The following is a 22,146-nucleotide window of genomic DNA, read 5'->3' as shown; positions in this document are numbered from 1 at the left end:
TATTGCCGCCTAAAAAAGGCGGCAATATTGTTCAGATCTTTTTACCCACGTATTGCGCGAACCACTCCAGCATTCTCTGCCAGCCGTCTTTCGCGGACTCTTCGTGATAGCTCGGGCGATAATCAGCGTTGAAGGCATGTCCGGCATCGGGATAGACCACGATTTCCGCTTTCGCATTGGCGGCGCGTAGCGCCTGACGCATTGTTTCAACGGTATCTTGCGGAATGCTGGTATCCTGGGCGCCATAAAGTCCCAAAACGGGGGCGTTAAGATCGGTTGCGATATCAACGGGATGTTTCGGCGAGTTGAGGGTTTTATCACCCACCAGTTTGCCATACCACGCCACCGCCGCTTTTAACTGCGGATTATGTGCGGCATACAGCCAGGTGATGCGTCCACCCCAGCAAAATCCGGTGATCATCAGTTGGTGCGCATCTCCCCCGTTGCGGGAGGCCCAACTGGCGACGTGGTCCAGATCGGCCAGTACCTGAGAGTCAGGCACTTTGGCGACAAGGCCGCTGAGCAGCGTGGGGATGTCGGCAAAGTCATTGGGATCGCCTTCGCGAAAATAGAGTTCTGGTGCGATAGCCAGATACCCTTCCAGAGCCAGACGGCGGCAAACGTCACGAATGTGCTCATGAATACCAAAAATCTCCTGCACGACAATGACCACGGGAAGCAGGCCATCGGTTTGTTTTGGTCGTGCGTGATACGCTGGCATATCATCGCCTTGTGAAGGTATGGACGTTACACCGGCGATAATTTCGTTATCCGGAGTATGAACCGTGGTAGACGTCGGTGGAGATACAGCAGGTGCAAAGCCAGATTGTCGTGTTGTCATGGTATTCTCCGTACCCTTAAATATTCAGCCAAAAAGCGCATTGTTAACTATAGACACATGCAACGAACCACATTGCCTTAAACGGGCTATCTTTTGTGCAGGGCTTCCTTACATCGCATCATTTATGTGATATGCATCACTATTTGATGGTAATTGAATGCAATTGATTTACATCAGAGTGATGACTGTCACGAAAATATGTTCATGCCTTCGGTAAAGTGTGTTTTTGCTTCTTCTGACAAAACCGATTCACAGAGGAGTTTTTATGTCTAAGTCTGATGTTTTTCATCTCGGCCTCACTAAGAGCGACTTACAAGGGGCTACGCTTGCTATCGTCCCTGGCGACCCGGAGCGTGTGGAAAAGATCGCCGCGCTGATGGATAAGCCGGTTAAGCTGGCATCTCATCGCGAGTTCACTACCTGGCGTGCTGAGCTGGATGGTAAAGCCGTGATCGTTTGCTCTACCGGTATCGGCGGCCCGTCAACCTCTATTGCCGTTGAAGAACTGGCACAACTGGGCATTCGTACCTTCCTGCGTATCGGTACGACTGGCGCTATCCAGCCGCATATCAATGTAGGTGATGTCCTGGTCACCACGGCGTCTGTCCGTCTGGACGGCGCAAGCCTGCACTTCGCGCCAATGGAGTTCCCGGCCGTTGCGGACTTCGAGTGCACCACCGCGCTGGTGGAAGCGGCGAAATCTATCGGCGCCACTACCCACGTGGGCGTTACCGCATCTTCTGACACCTTCTACCCGGGCCAGGAACGTTACGACACCTTCTCTGGTCGCGTCGTGAGCCGTTTCAAAGGCTCGATGGAAGAGTGGCAGTCTATGGGCGTTATGAACTACGAAATGGAATCTGCCACGCTGCTGACCATGTGCGCAAGCCAGGGTCTGCGTGCCGGTATGGTCGCGGGTGTTATCGTGAACCGTACTCAGCAAGAGATCCCTAATGCGGAAACGATGAAACAAACAGAAAGCCATGCGGTAAAAATCGTGGTGGAAGCTGCGCGTCGTTTACTGTAATTCTCCCGTCTATTCAAAAAGGCCGACGCGTTCGGCCTTTTTATTTTGCGTAGTACCTCGCAGGAAATTCCTTTTAAACTGGACGTTTATACAGCACAATTCTATTTTGTGCGGGTAAGTCGTTGCTGTAAGGGGGCGTTGTGGATATTTCAATTATGATGAGTGCCGTGTTGGCGTTAGCCGCAGGGCTGCTGGTTGGGTGGCTGGCAACAAAAGCGCACGCCGACAGGATCCGTGCCGATCTCATCGAAGAACGACGTGAACTGGATATCGCGCTAAGTGCCGCCCGGCAACAACTCTCACAGGAAGCCCACTGGCGTGATGAGTGCGAACTGCTTAATAACGAATTGCGCAGCCTGCACAGTATCAACACCTCTCTGGAAGCTGATCTCCGTGAAGTCACCACCCGGCTGGAAGCAACGCAACAGCATGCGGAAGATAAGATTCGTCAGATGATCAACAGCGAACAGCGCCTGAGCGAGCAGTTTGAAAATCTGGCGAACCGTATATTCGAGCACAGCAATCGCCGCGTAGATGAGCAAAATCGCCAAAGCCTGAACAGCCTGTTGGCACCGCTTCGCGAACAACTGGACGGTTTTCGACGCCAGGTTCAGGATAGCTTTGGTAAAGAGGCACAGGAACGTCATACTCTGGCGCACGAAATTCGTAATCTCCAGCAACTGAATGCGCAGATGGCACAGGAAGCGGTAAACCTGACGCGGGCATTAAAAGGCGATAACAAAACGCAGGGTAACTGGGGCGAGGTCGTACTCACGCGGGTGCTTGAGGCTTCCGGTCTGCGCGAAGGCTATGAATACGAAACCCAGGTCAGCATCGAAAACGACGCCCGTTCGCGGATGCAGCCGGATGTTATTGTCCGATTACCGCAGGGCAAAGATGTGGTGATTGATGCGAAAATGACGCTGGTCGCCTATGAACGCTATTTTAACGCTGAAGATGAATTCACCCGCGAGAGCGCGTTGCAGGAGCACATCGCCTCGGTGCGCAACCACATTCGTCTGCTGGGCCGCAAAGACTATCAGCAGCTTCCGGGGCTGCGTACGCTTGACTATGTGCTGATGTTTATCCCCGTTGAGCCCGCTTTTTTGCTGGCGCTCGACAGACAGCCCGAACTGATTACCGAAGCGCTTAGAAATAACATTATGCTGGTGAGCCCTACCACGCTGTTGGTGGCATTGCGCACGATTGCCAACCTGTGGCGCTACGAGCATCAGAGTCGTAATGCGCAACAAATTGCCGATCGGGCCAGCAAACTTTATGACAAGATGCGGTTGTTTGTGGATGATATGTCGGCAATAGGTCAAAGCCTGGACAAAGCCCAGGATAATTACCGACAGGCGATGAAAAAACTCTCTTCCGGTCGTGGAAACGTCCTGTCGCAGGCAGAAGCGTTTCGCAGTTTAGGTGTAGAAATTAAGCGCGAGATTAATCCTGAGCTGGCTGAGCAAGCCACTACGCAGGATGAAGAATACCGCTTGCGCTCGGTCCCTGAGACGCAACAAGATGCGTCTTACCCCGATGGTGAAGCGGTAAATCAGCAATCAAACTAGTCCATTTGGGGTAGTTGAACCCGGCAGAAGGGTAGGGCAAATTGGCCCAATCTGTTACACTTCTCGAACATTTTTTGGATGAGCAGGCACTGAGATGGTGGATAATTCACAAGAAACGACGCACTTTGGCTTTCAGACCGTCGCTAAAGAGCAGAAAGCTGACATGGTGGCCCACGTTTTTCATTCTGTGGCCTCTAAATATGACGTTATGAATGACTTAATGTCATTTGGCATTCATCGTTTGTGGAAGCGCTTCACCATTGACTGCAGTGGCGTGCGTCGCGGGCAAACCGTTCTCGATTTAGCAGGCGGTACCGGCGATCTGACGGCGAAATTCTCTCGCATGGTAGGCGAAACCGGCAAAGTTGTGCTGGCGGATATCAATGACTCAATGCTCAAAATGGGTCGCGAAAAGCTGCGCAATATTGGTGTGGTGGGTAACGTTGAGTACGTTCAGGCGAATGCTGAAGCACTACCTTTCCCTGACAACACGTTTGACTGCATCACCATCTCTTTCGGTCTGCGCAACGTTACGGATAAAGACAAAGCATTACGCTCCATGTACCGCGTATTGAAGCCGGGCGGACGTTTACTGGTGCTGGAATTCTCCAAGCCGATTATCGAACCGTTGAGCAAAGCCTACGACGCGTACTCTTTCCATGTTCTGCCGCGTATAGGTTCAATGGTAGCAAGCGATGCGGACAGCTATCGCTATCTGGCGGAATCCATCCGCATGCATCCCGATCAGGACACCTTAAAAGCAATGATGCAAGATGCCGGGTTCGAAAGCGTTGATTACTACAACCTGACAGCAGGTGTCGTTGCGCTGCATCGTGGTTACAAGTTCTGACAGGAGAGTGGGGATGCCTTTAAAACCCTTAGTGACCGCAGGCGTTGAAAATCTGCTCAACACCTTTCTGTACCGCTCTCCTGCGCTCAAGTCAGCCAGAACGCGTTTACAGGGCAAAGTGCTACGTGTTGATCTCAAAGGATTTTCAACATCGTTAGTCCTGGTGTTTAGTGAGCGCCAGGTCGATGTGCTGGGGGCGTGGGAAGGCGAAGCCGATTGCACCGTAATCACATATGCCAGTGTGTTACCGAAATTGCGTGACAGACAGCAACTCACCACGCTTATCCGCAGCGGTGAACTGGAAGTCCAGGGTGATATCCAGGTAGTACAGAACTTTGTTGCGCTGGCCGATCTGGCCGAGTTGGATCCTGCAGAACTGTTAGCACCCTATACCGGCGATATCGTCGCGGAAGGGGTCAGCAAAGTCTTGCGTGGTGGAGCGAAGTTCCTGTGCCATAACTTTCAGCGCCAGCAGCGCTATGTCGCCGAAGCGATCACCGAAGAGTGGCGCATGGCTCCTGGCCCACTAGAGGTTGCATGGTTTGCTGAAGAAACGGCAGCCGTTGAGCGCGCGGTTGAATCTCTGGCCAAACGGCTGGAAAAACTGGAGGCCAAATGACGCCAGGTGAAGTACGGCGCCTTTATTTCATCATTCGCACTTTTTTAAGCTACGGTCTTGATGAACTCATCCCCAAAATGCGAATCACGCTGCCGCTTAGGTTGTGGCGATACTCGTTGTTCTGGATGCCCAACCGACATAAAGACAAACCGCTGGGAGAAAGGCTGAGACTGGCTTTACAGGAACTCGGCCCGGTGTGGATCAAGTTTGGGCAGATGCTCTCCACCCGTCGTGACCTTTTCCCTCCGCACATCGCCGATCAGCTTGCGCTATTGCAGGATCGTGTTGCCCCGTTTGATGGGCTTAGAGCGAAAAAACAAATCGAAGAGGCCATGGGCGGGCTGCCCGTCGAGGAATGGTTTGATGATTTTGAAATCACGCCGCTGGCATCTGCGTCTGTTGCTCAGGTTCACACTGCGCGATTGAAATCGAATGGCAAAGAGGTGGTGATCAAAGTTATTCGCCCGGACATACTGCCGGTCATCAAAGCGGATTTAAAACTGATCTACCGCCTGGCTCGTTGGGTTCCTCGTCTGCTGCCAGATGGGCGTCGCCTGCGACCAACAGAAGTCGTCCGTGAATATGAAAAAACGCTGATTGATGAGCTAAATCTGCTGCGCGAATCGGCGAACGCCATTCAGCTACGACGTAATTTTGAAGATAGCCCGATGCTGTACATCCCGGAAGTGTATTCCGACTATTGCAGTCAGAACATGATGGTGATGGAGCGCATTTACGGTATCCCGGTTTCAGATGTCACCACGCTTGAGAAGAACGGCACCAATATGAAGTTGCTGGCTGAACGTGGTGTTCAGGTCTTCTTTACTCAGGTATTCCGCGACAGCTTTTTCCATGCGGATATGCACCCCGGGAACATTTTTGTCAGTTATGAGCACCCTGAAAACCCGAAATACATTGGTATTGATTGTGGGATTGTGGGCTCTTTAAACAAAGAAGATAAGCGTTACCTGGCTGAAAACTTCATTGCGTTCTTTAACCGCGATTACCGCAAAGTTGCTGAACTGCACGTGGATTCTGGTTGGGTTCCACCGGATACCAACGTAGAAGAGTTTGAATTTGCCATTCGTACCGTGTGCGAGCCGATTTTTGAAAAACCGCTGGCGGAGATTTCCTTTGGTCATGTGCTGTTGAATTTGTTCAACACTGCGCGCCGCTTCAATATGGAAGTCCAGCCTCAACTGGTATTGCTACAGAAGACGCTGCTGTACGTTGAGGGTGTCGGACGACAGCTCTACCCGCAGTTAGATTTGTGGAAAACGGCTAAGCCATTCCTCGAATCCTGGATTAAAGATCAGGTCGGTATTCCGGCGCTCGTTAGGGCATTTAAAGAAAAAGCACCGTTCTGGGTCGAAAAAATGCCAGAAATACCTGAACTGGTGTATGACAGTTTGCGCCAGGGCAAATATTTACAGCACAGTGTTGATAAGATTGCCCGCGAGCTTCACGCGAATCATGTACGCCAGGGACAATCCCGTTATTTATTGGGCATTGGCGCAACATTGTTGCTAAGTGGAACATTCCTGCTGGTAAGCCGCCCTGAGTGGGGGCTTATGCCGGGCTGGTTGATGGTAGGCGGTGTCTTAGCCTGGTTAATCGGCTGGCGCAAAATGCGCTGAATTTTTCATCGCCCAAGGCAGGCCGTGTAACGTATACTACGGCCTTATTAATTCATCATCTATGACAGAGGAACATGTATGGGTGGTATCAGTATTTGGCAGTTGTTGATCATTGCCGTCATCGTTGTACTGCTATTTGGCACCAAGAAACTCGGCTCCATCGGTTCCGATCTTGGCGCATCGATTAAAGGCTTCAAAAAAGCGATGGGTGATGATGAGCCTAAGCAAGATAAAACCAGCCAGGACGCTGATTTTACAGCTAAATCCATCACCGATAAGCAGGGCGAAGTGAAAAAGGAAGACGCCAAAAGCCAAGATAAAGAGCAGGTATAATCCGTGTTTGATATCGGTTTTAGCGAACTGTTATTGGTGTTCGTGATCGGCCTCATTGTTCTGGGGCCGCAACGATTACCCGTAGCGGTAAAAACGGTTGCTGGCTGGGTTCGCGCTTTGCGTTCCCTTGCAACTACTGTTCAGAATGAACTGACCCAGGAGCTTAAGCTTCAGGAGTTTCAGGACAGCCTGAAGAAAGTAGAGAAAGCGAGCCTGACAAATCTAACCCCGGAGCTGAAAGCGTCAATGGATGAGCTGCGTGAAGCGGCAGAATCGATGAAGCGTTCTTACAGCGTGCACGATCCTGAGAAAGCGAGCGATGAAGCGCACACTATCCATAATCCGGTGGTGAAAGAAGGTGAAGCGCAGCGAGAAGGGGTCACCCCTGCCGCCGCTGAAAATCAGGCCAGTTCGCCGGAGCAAAAACCGGAATCCACGGGTGCTAAAACGCCAGAGCCGACGGAAAACACTTCCGCTACGTTGATGGATGCAGAAAAGAAAGCTGCCGCACCTGTTGTCGAATCCTCACCCTCGTCGAGTGATAAACCGTAAACATGTCTGTAGAAGATACCCAACCGCTCATCACGCATCTTATTGAGCTGCGTAAGCGACTCCTGAACTGCATTATTGCGGTAATCGTGATCTTTCTGGCGTTGGTTTATTTTGCCAACGACATTTACCATATGGTTGCAGCGCCTCTGATTAAACAGATGCCGCAGGGTGCAACGATGATCGCCACCGATGTGGCTTCGCCGTTCTTTACGCCAATCAAGTTGACCTTCATGGTGTCGCTGATCCTGTCAGCGCCAGTGATCCTCTACCAGGTATGGGCATTCATTGCGCCTGCTTTGTACAAACATGAACGTCGCCTGGTTGTGCCGCTGCTGGTCTCCAGTTCGTTGCTGTTCTACATCGGCATGGCATTCGCCTATTTTGTTGTCTTCCCGTTGGCGTTTGGTTTTCTGGCTAACACGGCTCCGCAAGGCGTACAGGTATCAACGGACATTGCCAGCTATCTCAGTTTCGTCATGGCGCTGTTTATGGCTTTCGGGGTCTCTTTTGAGGTCCCTGTCGCCATTGTGCTGCTATGCTGGATGGGCATTACGACGCCAGACGATTTACGCAAGAAGCGTCCTTACGTTGTGGTTGGGGCATTTGTCGTCGGGATGTTACTGACCCCGCCAGATGTCTTCTCGCAAACGTTGTTGGCGATACCGATGTACTGCCTGTTTGAAGTGGGCGTTTTCTTCTCTCGTTTCTATGTCGGCAAGCGACGTACGCGAGATGAGGACAACGAGGCTGAAGAAGCAAAAGAAGCCGAAGCCACCGAGAAAACAGAAGAGTAAATTCAACCGCCCGTCAGGGCGGTTGTCATATGGGAGGTAGCATGTTTGACATTGGCGTTAATTTAACCAGTTCACAATTTGCAAAAGACAGGGATGATGTTGTGGCGCGCGCCTTTGCTGCGGGCGTAAACGGTATGCTTCTGACCGGAACAAACCTGCACGAAAGCCAGCAGGCGCTAAAGTTGGCACAGCATTATCCGCATTGCTGGTCCACGGCTGGCGTGCACCCGCATGACAGCAGCCAATGGCAATCCTCAACGGAAGACGAGATTATCGCGCTGGCAAACCAGTCTGAGGTGGTCGCTATTGGCGAGTGCGGTCTGGATTTCAATCGCAATTTCTCCACGCCGCAGGAGCAAGAACGTGCTTTTGAGGCGCAGCTGCGCATTGCTGCTGAACTGCAGATGCCGATTTTCATGCATTGTCGGGATGCCCATGAGCGTTTTCTGACGTTGCTGGAGCCGTGGCTGGATAGCCTCCCAGGCGCGGTGCTGCACTGTTTTACCGGAACGCGGCAGGAGATGCAGGACTGCGTGGACCGGGGACTCTATATCGGTATCACCGGCTGGGTCTGTGATGAGCGCCGGGGGATGGAACTGCGGGAACTGCTGCCGTTTATTCCGGTGGAAAGGCTGCTGATTGAAACCGATGCGCCTTACCTACTCCCTCGCGACTTAACGCCTAAACCGACGTCACGGCGCAATGAACCGGCGCACCTGCCACATATTCTTGAGCGTATTGCCCACTGGCGCGGGGAAAATCCTCAATGGCTGTCAGCAACCATTGATGCTAACATCCGAACACTGTTCGAAGTGACCTTCTAAACGGCTTAAATTTTTCGAAAGCCGGTATTTTTCACGCTCTGCTTAACCTCTTTATTCAACAGGTTAAGCAGTAGCATGGAACGTGCTTCGCCATCCGGTTCGGTGAAGATCGCTTTTAGCCCCTCAAACGCCCCTTCAGTAATAATCACGCTGTCCCCTGGCTGAGGAGTTTGCGGGTCAACAATTCCTTCAGGCTTGTAGATAGAAAGCTGGTGAATAACGGGAGAAGGAACTGTTGCAGGCGTCGCGCCAAAACGGACGAAATGGCTGACACCACGCGTGGCATTGATAGTGGTGGTGTGGATCACTTCCGGGTCGAACTCGACAAACATGTAATTAGGGAATAGTGGTTCACTGACTGTAGTACGTTTACCGCGCACTATTTTTTCCAGGGTGATCATAGGCGTCAGGCAGTTCACCGCCTGCCTTTCCAGGTGTTCCTGGGCTCGCTGAAGTTGCCCACGTTTGCAGTACAGTAAATACCAGGATTGCATAATAACTCTTATCCGCTTGTTCTGAGCGCCAGCATAGCAAAAGCCATGCGTTAAGTTAATTATACCCGCCTCAACGCAGGCTGAAACCCAATGGGTATATACTCCCAGGGCTTATATGTATCGCCAGAGTTCACGCTAATTTAACAAAAATACAGCATCACAATGATGAACGCCGTATAATGAAGCGCTTACGAAGAGGCCACAATGGACGCCATGAAATATCACGATTTACGCGACTTCCTGACGCTGCTTGAACAGCAGGGCGAGCTCAAACGCATTTCGCTTGAGGTGGATCCCCACCTGGAAATTACTGAAATTGCCGATCGCACTCTGCGTGCCGGTGGGCCTGCGTTACTGTTTGAGAATCCGAAAGGCTATTCAATGCCGGTGCTGTGTAACCTGTTTGGCACACCAAAGCGTGTTGCGATGGGAATGGGACAAGAAGATGTCTCGGCGCTACGAGAAGTCGGTAAACTGTTGGCGTTTTTGAAAGAGCCAGAGCCACCGAAAGGATTCCGCGATCTGTTTGATAAGCTGCCGCAGTTTAAGCAGGTGTTGAACATGCCGACTAAGCGGTTGCGCGGTGCGCCTTGTCAGCAAAAAATCTACTCCGGCGATGACGTTGATTTAAACCGCATTCCGATTATGACCTGCTGGCCGGAAGATGCCGCGCCGCTGATTACCTGGGGACTCACCGTCACGCGTGGTCCGCATAAAGAGCGGCAGAATCTGGGCATCTATCGCCAGCAGCTGATTGGTAAAAACAAGCTTATTATGCGCTGGTTGTCCCATCGCGGCGGCGCGCTTGATTATCAGGAGTGGTGCGCGGCGCATCCTGGTGAACGTTTCCCGGTTTCAGTGGCGTTGGGGGCCGATCCTGCGACCATTCTGGGGGCTGTGACACCCGTTCCTGATACATTATCCGAGTACGCATTTGCCGGGCTGTTGCGCGGTACCAAGACCGAAGTGGTCAAATGTATTTCCAACGACCTGGAAGTGCCTGCCAGCGCAGAAATCGTACTGGAAGGGTACATCGAACCGGGCGAGCTGGCTCCAGAAGGGCCCTATGGCGATCATACCGGCTACTACAACGAAGTAGATAATTTCCCGGTCTTTACCGTCACCCACATTACCCAGCGTGAAGATGCTATTTATCACTCTACCTATACCGGACGTCCGCCTGATGAGCCAGCAGTGCTCGGCGTGGCGCTGAACGAAGTATTCGTTCCTATTCTGCAAAAGCAGTTCCCGGAAATCGTCGATTTTTACCTGCCTCCGGAAGGCTGTTCATATCGTCTGGCCGTGGTGACGATGAAAAAACAGTACGCAGGCCATGCCAAACGCGTCATGATGGGTGTTTGGTCGTTTTTGCGCCAGTTCATGTACACCAAATTTGTTATTGTCTGCGATGATGACGTTAACGCGCGCGACTGGAATGATGTAATTTGGGCTATTACTACCCGTATGGACCCCGCCCGGGATACGGTACTGGTAGAGAATACGCCAATTGATTACCTGGACTTTGCCTCGCCGGTTTCCGGCCTTGGTTCAAAAATGGGGCTGGATGCCACAAATAAATGGCCGGGCGAAACCCAACGCGAATGGGGACGTCCGATTAAAAAAGATCCTGAAGTGATTGCGCGTATTGACGCAATTTGGGATGAACTGGCCATCTTTAATGACGGCAAAAGCGCCTGAGGCGCGATCGTTTTGCCTATTGATCCGACAGAGAGAGCGCATGACAACCTTAAGCTGTAAAGTGACCTCGGTAGAAGCTATAACTGACACCGTATATCGCGTTCGTTTAGTGCCAGACGCGGCGTTTTCCTTTCGTGCTGGCCAGTATTTAATGGTCGTGATGGACGAAAGGGATAAGCGTCCGTTCTCCATGGCATCAACGCCGGACGAGCAAGGATTCATTGAGCTGCACGTTGGCGCCTCTGAGCTAAATCTTTACGCCATGGCCGTGATGGACCGTATTCTGAAAGACCGGGAAATCAAGGTCGATATTCCGCATGGCGAAGCCTGGCTGCGTGATGAAGACGAGCGCCCGCTGATCCTGATTGCCGGAGGTACAGGGTTCTCTTACGTGCGTTCTATTCTGCTTACCGCGCTGGCACGCAATCCCAACCGCGATATCACTATTTACTGGGGCGGGCGCGAAGAGAAGCATCTCTACGATCTCTCAGAGCTGGAAGCATTGTCGGTGAATCACCCGAACCTGCGTGTTGAGCCGGTGGTAGAGCAGCCTGAAGACGGCTGGCGTGGTCGTACGGGAACCGTGTTAACGGCAGTATTGCAGGATTACGGTACTCTGGCGGAACACGATATCTACATTGCCGGTCGTTTTGAGATGGCAAAAATCGCGCGCGACCTGTTCTGTAATGAGCGTCAGGCACGTGAAGATCGCCTGTTTGGCGACGCGTTCGCGTTCATTTAAGCGCTGTGCGCCGGAGTCCTTCCGGCGCATCCATCATCAACCTTACTTCTTCTAACAGGGTGCAAGCCCGGTCTCACTGCTCCTCTTTTCAGAACATTTTTAGTAAACATGTTTTTCCTATCTATTAACCATAAAACTGATTTTTTGTGACGGGTCTCATTTTGTTTAGTAAACAAAATGGGCAAGCTGTATCGCATCACATTGCTGGACATCAACGAGGGAAAACCATGAGGCTCGGACTGGATATCGGCGGGACTAAAATTGAAGCGGTGGTGATTGATAACGCGGGTGAAATTGTTTACCGCGAGCGATGTGCGACACCAAAGCAGAGTTACGGTGATTTTTTCCAGGCCGTGACGGAGATGATTTCTAAGGCCAGACTGGCCGTTAATCAGTCTTTATCGGTTGGTGTTGGAGTGCCTGGCGCGGTGGATAGCGAAGGTTTGATTAAGAATTCGAACATCCTGGTGTTGAATCAGCAGGCTTTTGCTCAAGACCTTGAGCGAGCGTTAGGAATACCCGTGCCTGTTACTAATGATGCCAACTGCTTTACCCTGTCGGAAGCGATGGACGGTAGCGGACACGGGCATAGCGTGGTATTTGGTGTGATCCTCGGTACCGGTTGTGGCGGTGGACTATGCATCGATAACCGTTTGATCTCCGGACCTAACGCCTGTGCAGGAGAGTGGGGACATAATGCATTGCCGCGCTACCACGAATCTCGGGATGGGGCTGAAGTGACATGCTATTGCGGACAGGTGAACTGTATTGAGAGCTTTATTTCCGGCAGCGGCCTGGAGCGTCAGTATATGAGTCACACCGCACAACATGCAGATGTGCCACATATTATGCAGCGGGTAGAATCGGGTGATGCAGATGCCTGTTTGTTATGGGAACGCTATTGCGATCAGCTGGCGCGCGCGTTGGCGGGGGTGGTGAATACGCTCGATCCCGATGTTATCGTGCTGGGCGGTGGGGTATCCAATATCACTTTACTGTACTCAGGCTTGCAGGCGCGAGTGGCGCAGTACGTATTTGGTAAACAGTGCCGTACGCCGATCGTTCAGGCCCGACACGGTGACAGCAGCGGCGTACGCGGCGCAGCCTGGCTGGGGGCACAAAAGGCCAGCGTAAATCAATGAGAGTGACATGACGAAACCTGTACGTATCAGGGACATTGCCGAAGCTTGTGGTGTCTCGGTTGGCGCGGTTTCCCGCGCCCTGAAAGGGCAGCCAGGGCTACGTGAAGATACCCGGCTGCGCATTATTTCTGTGGCGCAGCAGCAGGGTTATGATTTTTCTCGCCTGCGCGCAGACAAGATCAAACGCATCCTGTTTTTGCTGCACCGCCAGCACAATATCAGCCGGGCATTGCCGTTTTATTCTCAACTGCTGCTGGGGATAGAAGATAACTGTCGTGACCATGGTATTGCGCTGAGCTTTCTCTCTATTGGTCCAGGCGATGCAGTGAGTGAGCAGGTGATGTTGCACCAGCCTGATGCGCTGATCTGCGCGGGATTTTTTGAGCCTGAATTACTTGGCTTGCTGCAACAGATGAAACTGCCGTTGGTGCTGGTGGATCTCTGGGCGCCGGACCTGCCTTGCGTGAACCCGGACAATACCCAGGGCGGTTATCTGGCCACGCAACATCTGATTGCGCAAGGGCGCAGCCGTATCGCTTTTCTTGCCAGTTCGCTTGCGCACTACAGCATCCGTCAGCGCGAGAAGGGCTACCGTCAGGCATTGTATGAAGCCCGTTTGCTGATGCCGCCAGAGTATGAAGCCATTGCGCCGCCACTGCTGGATACCGAGCAATCTTTGGTGGAGGCGGTTAATGAATTGCTCAGTCTGCCAGAGCCGCCCGACGCCATTTTTGCCTATAACGACGCGGCAGCGCTGGTTGTTCAACGGGTGTGTACGCAGCAGGGTATACGTATCCCGGAAGATCTTGCGTTGGTGGGGTTTGATGATATTGATGCTGCGGCCTGGTCACATCCACCACTCACCACCATTGCGGTTGATAAACAACAATTGGGGCGTGAAGCGCTGCGTTTATTGCTGGAAGAAAATCAGGAAGAGAATCTGCTGTTGCCGGTGCAGTTAGTGGTGCGTGGTAGTTCAGGGAAATAAAAAACCCGCCCCTGACAGGCGGGAAGAACGGCAACTAAACCTTTCCCCGTCATAATTCACTCTGCCTCTTTGTTGGCTGCCTTTGCTCACCCCGGTCACATAGTTATCTATGCTCCCGGGGATTCGCTCAGTTGCCGCCGCGATGCAGCGCGAATTATTTAGGGGAATTTATCTTTGATTAAACTCGCTCAAATACCGTTGCGATGCCCTGGCCTAACCCGATACACATCGTCGCCAGGCCAAACTGTACGTCTTTGCGTTCCATCAGGTTGAGCAGGGTGGTGCTGATACGCGCCCCGGAGCATCCCAGTGGGTGGCCCAGAGCGATCGCGCCGCCGTTGAGGTTGATCTTCTCGTCTATCTGCTCCATCAGTCCCAGATCTTTAATGCACGGCAGGATCTGAGCGGCAAAGGCTTCGTTCATTTCAAACAAGCCGATGTCGCTGGTGGAGAGTCCCGCTTTTTTCAGCGCCAGCTTTGAGGCCGGAACCGGACCGTAACCCATGATGGAAGGGTCGCAGCCGACTACCGCCATCGAACGAATACGGGCACGCGGCGTCAGACCCAGTTCACGGGCGCGACTTTCACTCATGACCAGCATCGCCGCTGCGCCGTCGGAGAGCGCGGAGGAGGTACCGGCAGTGACCGTTCCACTAACCGGATCGAACGCTGGGCGCAGGGTGGAGAGCGCTTCAACGGTTGTCTCCGGGCGGATAACCTCATCGTAGTTAAACTGCTTCAGCACGCCGTCGGCATCATGACCGCCGGTCGGGATGATTTCGTTTTTAAATGCGCCAGACTGTGTTGCAGCCCAGGCGCGAGCATGTGAACGCGCGGCGAAAGCATCCTGCATTTCACGGCTGATGCCGTGCATGCGGGAGAGCATTTCTGCGGTCAGACCCATCATCCCCGCCGCTTTTGCTACGTTGCGGCTCATGCCCGGATGGAAATCAACGCCGTGGCTCATTGGTACATGGCCCATATGCTCCACGCCACCAATCAGGCACGCCTGAGCATCGCCGGTCATGATCATACGTGCCGCGTCGTGCAACGCCTGCATTGATGAACCGCACAGGCGGTTCACGGTGACCGCCGGAACGGAGTGCGGGATTTCCGCCAGCAGCGCGGCGTTACGGGCGATGTTGAAACCCTGCTCAAGCGTTTGCTGCACACAGCCCCAGTAAATGTCATCCAGCGCGGTTGGATCCAGCGCCGGATTACGCGCCAGCAGGCTACGCATTAAGTGTGCGGAGAGATCTTCTGCCCGCACGTTACGAAACGCCCCCCCTTTTGAACGGCCCATCGGGGTACGGATCGCATCAACAATTACAACCTGTTCCATTGTGACTCCTTAAGCCGTTTTCAGGCTGCCAACCGGGCGGGCAGGCTCAACCTGGGGATAATACGGTTCGTTATGGCGCGCCTTATCACGCAGACCAGCCGGAACTTCATACAGCGCTCCGAGGTGCTGATATTGCTGGGCCATATCGAGATACTTCGCGCTGCCGAGCGTATCCAGCCAGCGGAACGCGCCGCCGTGGAACGGAGGGAAGCCCAGGCCATACACCAGCGCCATATCGGCTTCTGCCGGGCTGGCGATAATGCCTTCTTCCAGGCACCGTACCACTTCGTTGACCATCGGGATCATCATGCGAGCGATAATCTCTTCATCACTGAATTCGCGTTTCGGCTGGCTGACTTCTGCCAGCAGATCATCAACGGTGGCATCCTCTTCTTTTTTCGGCTTGCCCTTGTTGTCTTCTTTATAACGCCAGAATCCAAGACCGTTTTTCTGTCCGAAACGGTTTGCATCAAACAGGGCGTCTATCGCGTCGCGATAATCTTTCTGCATACGCTGAGGGAAGCCTGCGGACATCACTGCCTGCGCGTGATGTGCGGTATCAATTCCCACCACGTCCAGCAGATAAGCCGGGCCCATCGGCCAGCCAAACTGTTTTTCCATGACTTTATCGACTTTGCGGAAATCCGCCCCATCGCGCAGCAGCTGGCTAAAACCGGCAAAATACGGGAACAGCACGCGGTTCACGAAGAAACCGGGGCAGTCGTTGACCACAATTGGCGTTTTGCCCATCTGGCTTGCCCATGCGACAACTTTGGCGATGGTTTCATCCGAGCTTTTCTCGCCGCGAATGATCTCAACCAGTGGCATGCGGTGTACTGGGTTAAAGAAGTGCATCCCACAGAAGTTTTCCGGGCGCTTGAGCGCGCTAGCCAGCTCGTTGATTGGGATGGTAGAGGTATTCGACGCCAGTACGGTGTCCGGGCGAACCTGATCTTCGGTTTCCGCCAGTACCGCTTTTTTCACTTTCGGGTTTTCCACGACCGCTTCAACCACCACGTCCACACGCTCAAAACCGCTATAGTCGAGGGTTGGATGAATAGTGGAAATCACGCCCGCCATTTTCAGACCGTCAATTTTGCCGCGCTCAAGCTGTTTGTTCAGCAGTTTGGCCGCTTCGGTCATGCCCAGCGTTAATGATTTGTCGTTGATATCTTTCATGACAACCGGCACGCCTTTCCAGGCTGACTGGTAAGCGATGCCGCCGCCCATAATGCCTGCACCCAGCACTGCCGCTTGCTTTGGTGCTTCAATATTTTTGGTGAGCTTTTTGGCTTTGGCTTTCACGAACTGATCGTTAAGGAAGATCCCAACCAGCGCGCGAGCTTCACTGGTGTGCGCCAGTGGCACAAAGCTTTTATTTTCCAGATTCAGCGCTTCTTCACGGCCAAAACGAGCCGCTGCTTCAATGGTTTTTACCGCGGTAATCGGTGCGGGATAATGCTTACCTGCCGTCTGCGCCACCATGCCTTTGGCGATGGTAAAGCTCATAGCAGCTTCAATTTTGCTGAGTTTCAACGGCTCCAGCTTAGGCTGACGTTTGGCTTTCCAGTCGAGGTCGCCGTTAATCGCCTGACGTAATACCGCGATCGCGCCATCAAGCAGTTTGTCTTGCTTCACTACGCCATCGACCAGACCGATTTTTAGCGCCTGCTCAGCACCAACGTCTTTACCTGCCGCAATAATTTCCAGCGCGCTGTCCGCACCCAGCATACGTGGCATACGCACAGAGCCGCCAAAGCCCGGCATAATGCCCAGCTTGGTTTCCGGCAGACCAATGCGCAGGTCCGGCGTTGCCAGACGATAATCGGTTGCCAGGACACACTCGCAGCCACCGCCCAACGCATAGCCATTTACCGCTGAGAGGGTCGGAACAGGTAGATCTTCGAGGCGGTTAAAGACGCTGTTGGCAAAATGCAGCCACTGGCTCAGTTGCTCTTCAGGCACGAGGAACAGTGAAAGGAATTCGGTGATATCGGCACCAACAATAAAGGCTGCTTTGTTAGAGCGCAGCAGCAGCCCTTTTAAATTCGGTTGTTTTTCCAGCACATCAAGCGCATGGCCCAGGCTGGCAACGGTGGCCGTGTCGAGTTTATTGACCGAACCAGGGGCATCGAACACCAGTTCGGCGATGCCATCTTCCAGCCAGTCGAGGTACAGGGTGTCGCCTTTGTAAAGCATGTCAGTCTCCTGAATCCGCAAGGTGATCTGGTCATACCAGATGAATCGAAGTGTGTGTTTTATGTTAATAAAATGCAAATGAATGATTAAAGAAATGACGATTCGATCACGCTCGGCAGAAATCACGCACTCACAAAGCGATGTGCTAAGATGCGGAGACTTGAGGTCAAAAAAACAGAAGGATAGAAAATGGAATCACTGGCCGCACTCTATAAAAATCATATCGTTACCTTACAAGAACGGACGCGCGACGCGCTGGAGCGCTTCAAGCTGGATGCGTTACTTATTCACTCAGGCGAACTTGTTAACGTCTTTCTCGACGATCATCCGTACCCGTTTAAGGTCAATCCGCAATTCAAAGCCTGGGTGCCTGTCACGCAGGTTCCTAACTGCTGGTTGCTGGTGGATGGCGTAAACAAGCCGAAACTGTGGTTCTACCTGCCGGTCGATTACTGGCACAACGTTGAGCCGCTGCCGACCTCTTTCTGGACGGAAGAAATCGAGATCATCGCGCTGCCGAAAGCGGATGGTATCGGTAGCCAACTGCCTGCTGCTCGCAGCAATATCGGTTACATTGGCCCGGTTCCGGAACGTGCCCTGCAACTGGACATCGCGGCCAGCAACATCAACCCGAAAGGGGTGATTGACTACCTGCATTATTACCGTGCCTATAAAACGGACTACGAACTGGCCTGTATGCGCGAAGCGCAGAAAATGGCGGTAAATGGACACCGTGCAGCAGAAGAAGCGTTCCGTTCCGGAATGAGCGAGTTTGACATCAACCTCGCTTACCTGACTGCCACCGGTCACCGCGACACCGACGTGCCATACAGCAACATCGTGGCGCTTAACGAGCATGCTTCGGTTCTTCATTACACCAAGCTGGATCATCAGGCGCCGTCTGAAATCCGCAGCTTCTTGCTCGACGCTGGCGCGGAATACAACGGCTATGCGGCAGACCTGACGCGTACCTGGTCGGCGAAAAGCGACAACGACTATGCGCATCTGGTGAAAGACGTTAACGACGAAGAGTTGGCGCTGATTGCCACCATGAAAGCAGGTACCAGCTACGTGGATTACCACATTCAGTTCCATCAGCGCATCGCGAAGCTGCTGCGTAAGCATCAAATCATCACCGATATGAGTGAAGAGGCGATGGTAGAAAACGATCTTACCGGGCCGTTTATGCCACACGGCATTGGTCACCCGCTGGGCCTGCAGGTACATGATGTCGCTGGCTTTATGCAGGATGACAGTGGTACCCATCTGGCCGCGCCGTCGAAGTATCCTTACCTGCGTTGCACCCGCGTATTGCAACCGGGCATGGTTCTGACCATCGAACCGGGCATTTACTTCATTGAATCTCTGCTGGCGCCGTGGCGTGAAGGGCAGTTCAGCAAACACTTCAACTGGCAGAAAATTGAAGCCCTGAAACCGTTCGGCGGTATTCGTATTGAAGACAACGTGGTGGTCCACGAAAACAATATCGAAAACATGACTCGGGATTTGAAACTGGCGTAATGGACAGTTGGTTAATCCCTGCGGGGCCGGTTAGCGTCGTCGAAGAGATCAAAAAAAGCCGCTTCATTACGCTGCTCGCCCATACGGACGGCGTAGAAGCGGCAAAAGCGTTTGTTGAATCAGTCAAAGCGGAACACCCGGACGCCCGCCACCATTGCGTGGCGTGGGTGGCGGGTGCGCCCAATGACTCGCAGCAGCTAGGATTTTCAGACGATGGCGAACCGGCGGGTACGGCAGGTAAACCGATGCTCGCACAGCTGATGGGGAGCGGTGTCGGTGAGATTACCGCTGTAGTCGTGCGCTACTACGGCGGTATCCTTCTCGGTACTGGAGGATTGGTAAAAGCCTACGGCGGCGGTGTGAATCAGGCGTTGCGCCAGTTAACGACACAGCGCAAGACGCCATTAACCGAATATACTTTGCAGTGTGAGTACGGTCAGCTGGCAGGCATGGAAGCTTTGCTGGGGCAGTTTGACGGTAAAGTCGTTGCCAGTGATTACCAGGCTTTTGTTCGACTCAGGGTGGCGCTTCCTTTTGCCAAAGTGGATGAGTTTTCGGCAAAACTGGCGGATTTTAGTCGTGGTTCATTGCAATTGTTAGCGATTGAAGAATAATCCCCACCTCATTTTAAAGAACTAAGGAAGCGGCAGAGATGCATTTTCGCGCCATCACCCGAATCGTTGGACTACTGGTCATCTTATTCTCGGGGACAATGATTATCCCTGGACTGGTAGCGCTCATCTACCGTGACGGGGCAGGGCGTGCATTCACCCAAACTTTCTTCGTTGCTTTGGCGATCGGCTCCATGCTGTGGTGGCCAAACCGTAAGGAGAAGGGCGAGCTGAAATCGCGCGAAGGATTTCTGATTGTCGTTTTGTTCTGGACCGTTCTGGGCAGCGTGGGTGCGCTACCGTTCATCTTTGCGGAAAGCCCAAACCTGACGATAACCGACGCTTTTTTTGAATCCTTTTCCGGATTGACCACCACCGGTGCAACGACGCTGGTGGGGCTGGATTCATTGCCACACGCGATTCTCTTTTATCGCCAGATGCTGCAATGGTTCGGCGGGATGGGGATCATCGTGCTGGCGGTGGCTATCCTGCCTATTCTTGGCGTGGGTGGGATGCAGCTCTATCGGGCAGAAATGCCGGGGCCGTTGAAAGATAATAAGATGCGCCCGCGTATTGCCGAAACGGCGAAAACGCTGTGGCTTATCTATGTATTACTGACGGTGGCGTGCGCGCTGGCGCTATGGTTTGCCGGGATGCCCGCGTTTGACGCCATTGGGCACAGTTTTGCCACGATTGCCATCGGTGGTTTTTCCACACACGATGCCAGCGTGGGGTATTTCGACAGTCCCACGATTAATACGATTATTGCTATCTTCTTGCTGATCTCCGGTTGTAACTACGGTCTGCACTTCTCTTTATTAAGCGGGCGTAGTCTGAAGGTTTACTGGCGCGATCCGGAATTCCGCATGTTCATCGGCGTGCAGTTGACGCTGGTGGCTGTCTGTACGTTGGTGCTGTGGATACACAATACCTATGGCTCGGCGCTCACGACGATTAACCAGGCCTTTTTCCAGGTGGTATCGATGGCGACGACTGCCGGATTTACCACGGACAGTATTGCCCGCTGGCCGCTGTTCCTGCCGGTGCTGTTGCTGTGTTCTGCTTTTATCGGCGGCTGTGCCGGGTCGACGGGGGGGGGCTTGAAGGTGATTCGTATCCTGCTGCTGTTTAAGCAAGGCAACCGCGAATTGAAACGACTGGTTCATCCGAATGCGGTTTACAGTATCAAACTGGGTAACCGTGCGTTGCCGGAGCGAATTCTTGAAGCCGTATGGGGATTCTTCTCTGCCTATGCGTTGGTCTTTATTATCAGTATGCTGGCGATTATTGCGACCGGCGTTGATGACTTCTCCGCGTTTGCCTCTGTTGTGGCAACGTTGAATAACCTGGGGCCTGGACTGGGGGTTGTTGCCGACAACTTTGCCAGTATGAACCCTGTGGCGAAGTGGATCCTGATTGCCAATATGCTGTTTGGTCGTCTGGAGGTCTTTACTCTGCTGGTGCTCTTTACCCCTACCTTCTGGCGTGAATAATGGAGTAACACGTGAAAACACTGATTCTTTTTTCTTCCCGGGACGGACAAACGCGTGAAATCGCTGAATATCTGGCTTCTGAACTCAAAGAGCTGGGCGTTTGGGCAGATGTTGTTAATTTGCATCGTACCGCGGAGCCGGACTGGCAAAATTATGACAGCGTGGTGATTGGCGCCTCGATTCGCTATGGTCATTACCATGCTGCTTTTCAGGAGTTTGTGAAAAAGCATGCCACACGGCTGAATTCGATGCCGAGTGCGTTCTACTCCGTAAACCTCGTTGCCCGTAAACCGGAGAAACGTACGCCGCAAACCAACAGCTATGCGCGTAAGTTCCTGATGAGTTCGCCGTGGCGACCAGATCACAGTGCAGTCATTGCGGGTGCTTTGCTGTATCCCCGCTATCGCTGGTATGACCGAGTTATGATCCAACTGATAATGAAGATGTCAGGCGGTGAAACGGATACGAATAAAGAAGTGGTGTATACCGATTGGGAACAGGTTGCGAGATTTGCGCGGGAAATAGCCCAATTAACCAACAAAACGTCGTTAAAATAAACGTAAAGAATAAAAAATACGCACTCGGAAGATTATTTTAAATTTCCCCTTGTCAGCCTGAAATAACTCCCTATAATGCGCCTCCACTGACACGGAACAACGGATTACAAGCCGCCGGGTCAGCGGGGTTCCACTGAGAACTCCGGCGAAGAAAGTGAAATTAAATGCTTGACTTCGCAGCGGGATGGCGTAATATGCACACCCCGCGCCGCTGAGAAAAAGCGAAGCGGCACTGCTCTTTAACAATTTATCAGACAATCTGTGTGGGCACTCGAAGATACGGATTCTTAACGTCGCAAGACGAAAAATGA

Annotated in this window: 22 protein-coding genes; 17 read left to right on the top strand and 5 right to left on the bottom strand. The window is 52.7% G+C overall.

Translation table 11 applies throughout. The features are described 5' to 3' along the window. Positions 1-31: 31 nt before the first annotated feature. Entirely contained in the window at positions 32-841 is an 810-nt protein-coding gene (locus OGV98_RS18490; protein ID WP_044714747.1) for a dienelactone hydrolase family protein, read from the bottom strand. Positions 842-1,106: 265 nt separating this feature from the next. Between OGV98_RS18490 and udp the strand changes: the two genes are divergently transcribed. The 9 genes from udp to tatD all read left to right on the top strand — a co-directional run bounded on the left by udp (position 1,107) and on the right by tatD (position 9,048). Further along, a complete protein-coding gene (gene udp / locus OGV98_RS18485) occupies positions 1,107-1,868 on the top strand; it encodes a uridine phosphorylase (RefSeq protein WP_003017903.1) in 762 nt (253 codons plus the stop codon). Positions 1,869-2,008: 140 nt separating this feature from the next. After that, positions 2,009-3,439 (top strand): DNA recombination protein RmuC, encoded by a 1,431-nt coding sequence (rmuC, locus tag OGV98_RS18480; protein ID WP_003017901.1) that lies wholly within the window; start codon positions 2,009-2,011, stop codon positions 3,437-3,439. Positions 3,440-3,533: 94 nt separating this feature from the next. Beyond that, the gene (gene ubiE / locus OGV98_RS18475; RefSeq protein ID WP_003017897.1) at positions 3,534-4,289 is read left to right on the top strand and encodes a bifunctional demethylmenaquinone methyltransferase/2-methoxy-6-polyprenyl-1,4-benzoquinol methylase UbiE; all 756 of its coding nucleotides are present in this window, start codon (positions 3,534-3,536) and stop codon (positions 4,287-4,289) included. 13 nt (positions 4,290-4,302) lie between these two features. After that, complete coding sequence (ubiJ, locus tag OGV98_RS18470; RefSeq protein ID WP_003017894.1) at positions 4,303-4,908, top strand: ubiquinone biosynthesis protein UbiJ; 606 nt, start codon at positions 4,303-4,305, stop codon at positions 4,906-4,908. Next, on the top strand, positions 4,905-6,545 hold the full coding sequence (ubiB, locus tag OGV98_RS18465) for a ubiquinone biosynthesis regulatory protein kinase UbiB (RefSeq protein ID WP_003017891.1): 1,641 nt from the start codon (positions 4,905-4,907) through the stop codon (positions 6,543-6,545). Before ubiJ ends, ubiB begins: the two co-directional genes overlap by 4 nt. A 78-nt stretch (positions 6,546-6,623) precedes the next feature. Then, entirely contained in the window at positions 6,624-6,878 is a 255-nt protein-coding gene (gene tatA / locus OGV98_RS18460; protein ID WP_003017888.1) for a Sec-independent protein translocase subunit TatA, read from the top strand. 3 nt (positions 6,879-6,881) lie between these two features. Next, positions 6,882-7,430, top strand: coding sequence for a Sec-independent protein translocase protein TatB (gene tatB, locus OGV98_RS18455; protein ID WP_003841235.1), 549 nt, complete (start codon positions 6,882-6,884; stop codon positions 7,428-7,430). A 2-nt stretch (positions 7,431-7,432) separates the two neighbouring features. Next, positions 7,433-8,224: a Sec-independent protein translocase subunit TatC gene (gene tatC / locus OGV98_RS18450; protein WP_003017884.1), complete on the top strand. Its 792-nt coding sequence runs from the start codon at positions 7,433-7,435 to the stop codon at positions 8,222-8,224. A gap of 41 nt (positions 8,225-8,265) precedes the next feature. Continuing rightward, positions 8,266-9,048, top strand: coding sequence for a 3'-5' ssDNA/RNA exonuclease TatD (gene tatD, locus OGV98_RS18445; RefSeq protein WP_202580888.1), 783 nt, complete (start codon positions 8,266-8,268; stop codon positions 9,046-9,048). 5 nt (positions 9,049-9,053) lie between these two features. Here tatD and rfaH read toward each other — a convergent pair whose 3' ends face one another. Continuing rightward, a complete protein-coding gene (rfaH, locus tag OGV98_RS18440; RefSeq protein ID WP_003017881.1) occupies positions 9,054-9,542 on the bottom strand; it encodes a transcription/translation regulatory transformer protein RfaH in 489 nt (162 codons plus the stop codon). A 204-nt stretch (positions 9,543-9,746) separates the two neighbouring features. Here rfaH and ubiD point away from each other — a divergent pair, with 204 nt between their 5' ends. The 4 genes from ubiD (at position 9,747) to OGV98_RS18420 (ending at position 14,112) form a co-directional block, all read left to right on the top strand. Next, positions 9,747-11,240, top strand: coding sequence for a 4-hydroxy-3-polyprenylbenzoate decarboxylase (ubiD, locus tag OGV98_RS18435; protein ID WP_003841240.1), 1,494 nt, complete (start codon positions 9,747-9,749; stop codon positions 11,238-11,240). A 40-nt stretch (positions 11,241-11,280) separates the two neighbouring features. Then, entirely contained in the window at positions 11,281-11,982 is a 702-nt protein-coding gene (gene fre, locus OGV98_RS18430) for an NAD(P)H-flavin reductase (protein ID WP_003017873.1), read from the top strand. A gap of 227 nt (positions 11,983-12,209) precedes the next feature. Further along, positions 12,210-13,124, top strand: coding sequence for an ROK family protein (locus OGV98_RS18425; RefSeq protein WP_003844652.1), 915 nt, complete (start codon positions 12,210-12,212; stop codon positions 13,122-13,124). A gap of 7 nt (positions 13,125-13,131) precedes the next feature. Then, on the top strand, positions 13,132-14,112 hold the full coding sequence (locus OGV98_RS18420) for a LacI family DNA-binding transcriptional regulator (protein ID WP_044714739.1): 981 nt from the start codon (positions 13,132-13,134) through the stop codon (positions 14,110-14,112). Between the two features lie 178 nt (positions 14,113-14,290). On the opposite strand, the gene fadA is transcribed toward OGV98_RS18420, so the two are convergent. After that, complete coding sequence (fadA, locus tag OGV98_RS18415; RefSeq protein ID WP_003017858.1) at positions 14,291-15,454, bottom strand: acetyl-CoA C-acyltransferase FadA; 1,164 nt, start codon at positions 15,452-15,454, stop codon at positions 14,291-14,293. A 9-nt stretch (positions 15,455-15,463) separates the two neighbouring features. Continuing rightward, entirely contained in the window at positions 15,464-17,653 is a 2,190-nt protein-coding gene (gene fadB / locus OGV98_RS18410; RefSeq protein ID WP_003017855.1) for a fatty acid oxidation complex subunit alpha FadB, read from the bottom strand. Between the two features lie 189 nt (positions 17,654-17,842). Here fadB and pepQ point away from each other — a divergent pair, with 189 nt between their 5' ends. The 4 genes from pepQ to hemG are packed head-to-tail and all read left to right on the top strand — an operon-like array spanning position 17,843 to position 21,835. Continuing rightward, a complete protein-coding gene (pepQ, locus tag OGV98_RS18405) occupies positions 17,843-19,174 on the top strand; it encodes a Xaa-Pro dipeptidase (protein WP_110249240.1) in 1,332 nt (443 codons plus the stop codon). Continuing rightward, positions 19,174-19,788 (top strand): IMPACT family protein, encoded by a 615-nt coding sequence (locus OGV98_RS18400; RefSeq protein WP_202580887.1) that lies wholly within the window; start codon positions 19,174-19,176, stop codon positions 19,786-19,788. Before pepQ ends, OGV98_RS18400 begins: the two co-directional genes overlap by 1 nt. Before the next feature lie 38 nt (positions 19,789-19,826). Continuing rightward, entirely contained in the window at positions 19,827-21,278 is a 1,452-nt protein-coding gene (gene trkH, locus OGV98_RS18395; protein WP_003017848.1) for a Trk system potassium transporter TrkH, read from the top strand. An 11-nt stretch (positions 21,279-21,289) separates the two neighbouring features. Next, the gene (gene hemG / locus OGV98_RS18390) at positions 21,290-21,835 is read left to right on the top strand and encodes a menaquinone-dependent protoporphyrinogen IX dehydrogenase (protein ID WP_003017846.1); all 546 of its coding nucleotides are present in this window, start codon (positions 21,290-21,292) and stop codon (positions 21,833-21,835) included. Here the strand turns inward: hemG and OGV98_RS18385 are convergent. Further along, the coding region (locus tag OGV98_RS18385; RefSeq protein WP_286551905.1) for a hypothetical protein at positions 21,827-22,146 on the bottom strand (320 nt) is incomplete at its 5' end. The genes hemG and OGV98_RS18385 overlap by 9 nt on opposite strands.

Source organism: Citrobacter sp. Cf136, from assembly GCF_030333815.1.
In the GTDB taxonomy this organism is placed as follows: domain Bacteria; phylum Pseudomonadota; class Gammaproteobacteria; order Enterobacterales; family Enterobacteriaceae; genus Citrobacter; species Citrobacter freundii.
The sequence above is the reverse complement of the archived record's forward strand: the minus strand, read 5'-3'. Positions and strand labels throughout refer to the sequence as shown.

Coding starts and splice junctions, on each gene's coding strand:
- fadB (WP_003017855.1), bottom strand. CDS start 17,653: ATGCTTTACAAAGGCGACACCCTGTACCTCGACTGGCTGGAAGATGGC.
- tatA (WP_003017888.1), top strand. CDS start 6,624: ATGGGTGGTATCAGTATTTGGCAGTTGTTGATCATTGCCGTCATCGTT.
- tatC (WP_003017884.1), top strand. CDS start 7,433: ATGTCTGTAGAAGATACCCAACCGCTCATCACGCATCTTATTGAGCTG.
- OGV98_RS18420 (WP_044714739.1), top strand. CDS start 13,132: ATGACGAAACCTGTACGTATCAGGGACATTGCCGAAGCTTGTGGTGTC.
- ubiD (WP_003841240.1), top strand. CDS start 9,747: ATGGACGCCATGAAATATCACGATTTACGCGACTTCCTGACGCTGCTT.
- pepQ (WP_110249240.1), top strand. CDS start 17,843: ATGGAATCACTGGCCGCACTCTATAAAAATCATATCGTTACCTTACAA.
- OGV98_RS18400 (WP_202580887.1), top strand. CDS start 19,174: ATGGACAGTTGGTTAATCCCTGCGGGGCCGGTTAGCGTCGTCGAAGAG.
- udp (WP_003017903.1), top strand. CDS start 1,107: ATGTCTAAGTCTGATGTTTTTCATCTCGGCCTCACTAAGAGCGACTTA.
- fre (WP_003017873.1), top strand. CDS start 11,281: ATGACAACCTTAAGCTGTAAAGTGACCTCGGTAGAAGCTATAACTGAC.
- trkH (WP_003017848.1), top strand. CDS start 19,827: ATGCATTTTCGCGCCATCACCCGAATCGTTGGACTACTGGTCATCTTA.
- fadA (WP_003017858.1), bottom strand. CDS start 15,454: ATGGAACAGGTTGTAATTGTTGATGCGATCCGTACCCCGATGGGCCGT.
- ubiE (WP_003017897.1), top strand. CDS start 3,534: ATGGTGGATAATTCACAAGAAACGACGCACTTTGGCTTTCAGACCGTC.
- rfaH (WP_003017881.1), bottom strand. CDS start 9,542: ATGCAATCCTGGTATTTACTGTACTGCAAACGTGGGCAACTTCAGCGA.
- OGV98_RS18425 (WP_003844652.1), top strand. CDS start 12,210: ATGAGGCTCGGACTGGATATCGGCGGGACTAAAATTGAAGCGGTGGTG.
- ubiB (WP_003017891.1), top strand. CDS start 4,905: ATGACGCCAGGTGAAGTACGGCGCCTTTATTTCATCATTCGCACTTTT.
- tatD (WP_202580888.1), top strand. CDS start 8,266: ATGTTTGACATTGGCGTTAATTTAACCAGTTCACAATTTGCAAAAGAC.
- ubiJ (WP_003017894.1), top strand. CDS start 4,303: ATGCCTTTAAAACCCTTAGTGACCGCAGGCGTTGAAAATCTGCTCAAC.
- OGV98_RS18490 (WP_044714747.1), bottom strand. CDS start 841: ATGACAACACGACAATCTGGCTTTGCACCTGCTGTATCTCCACCGACG.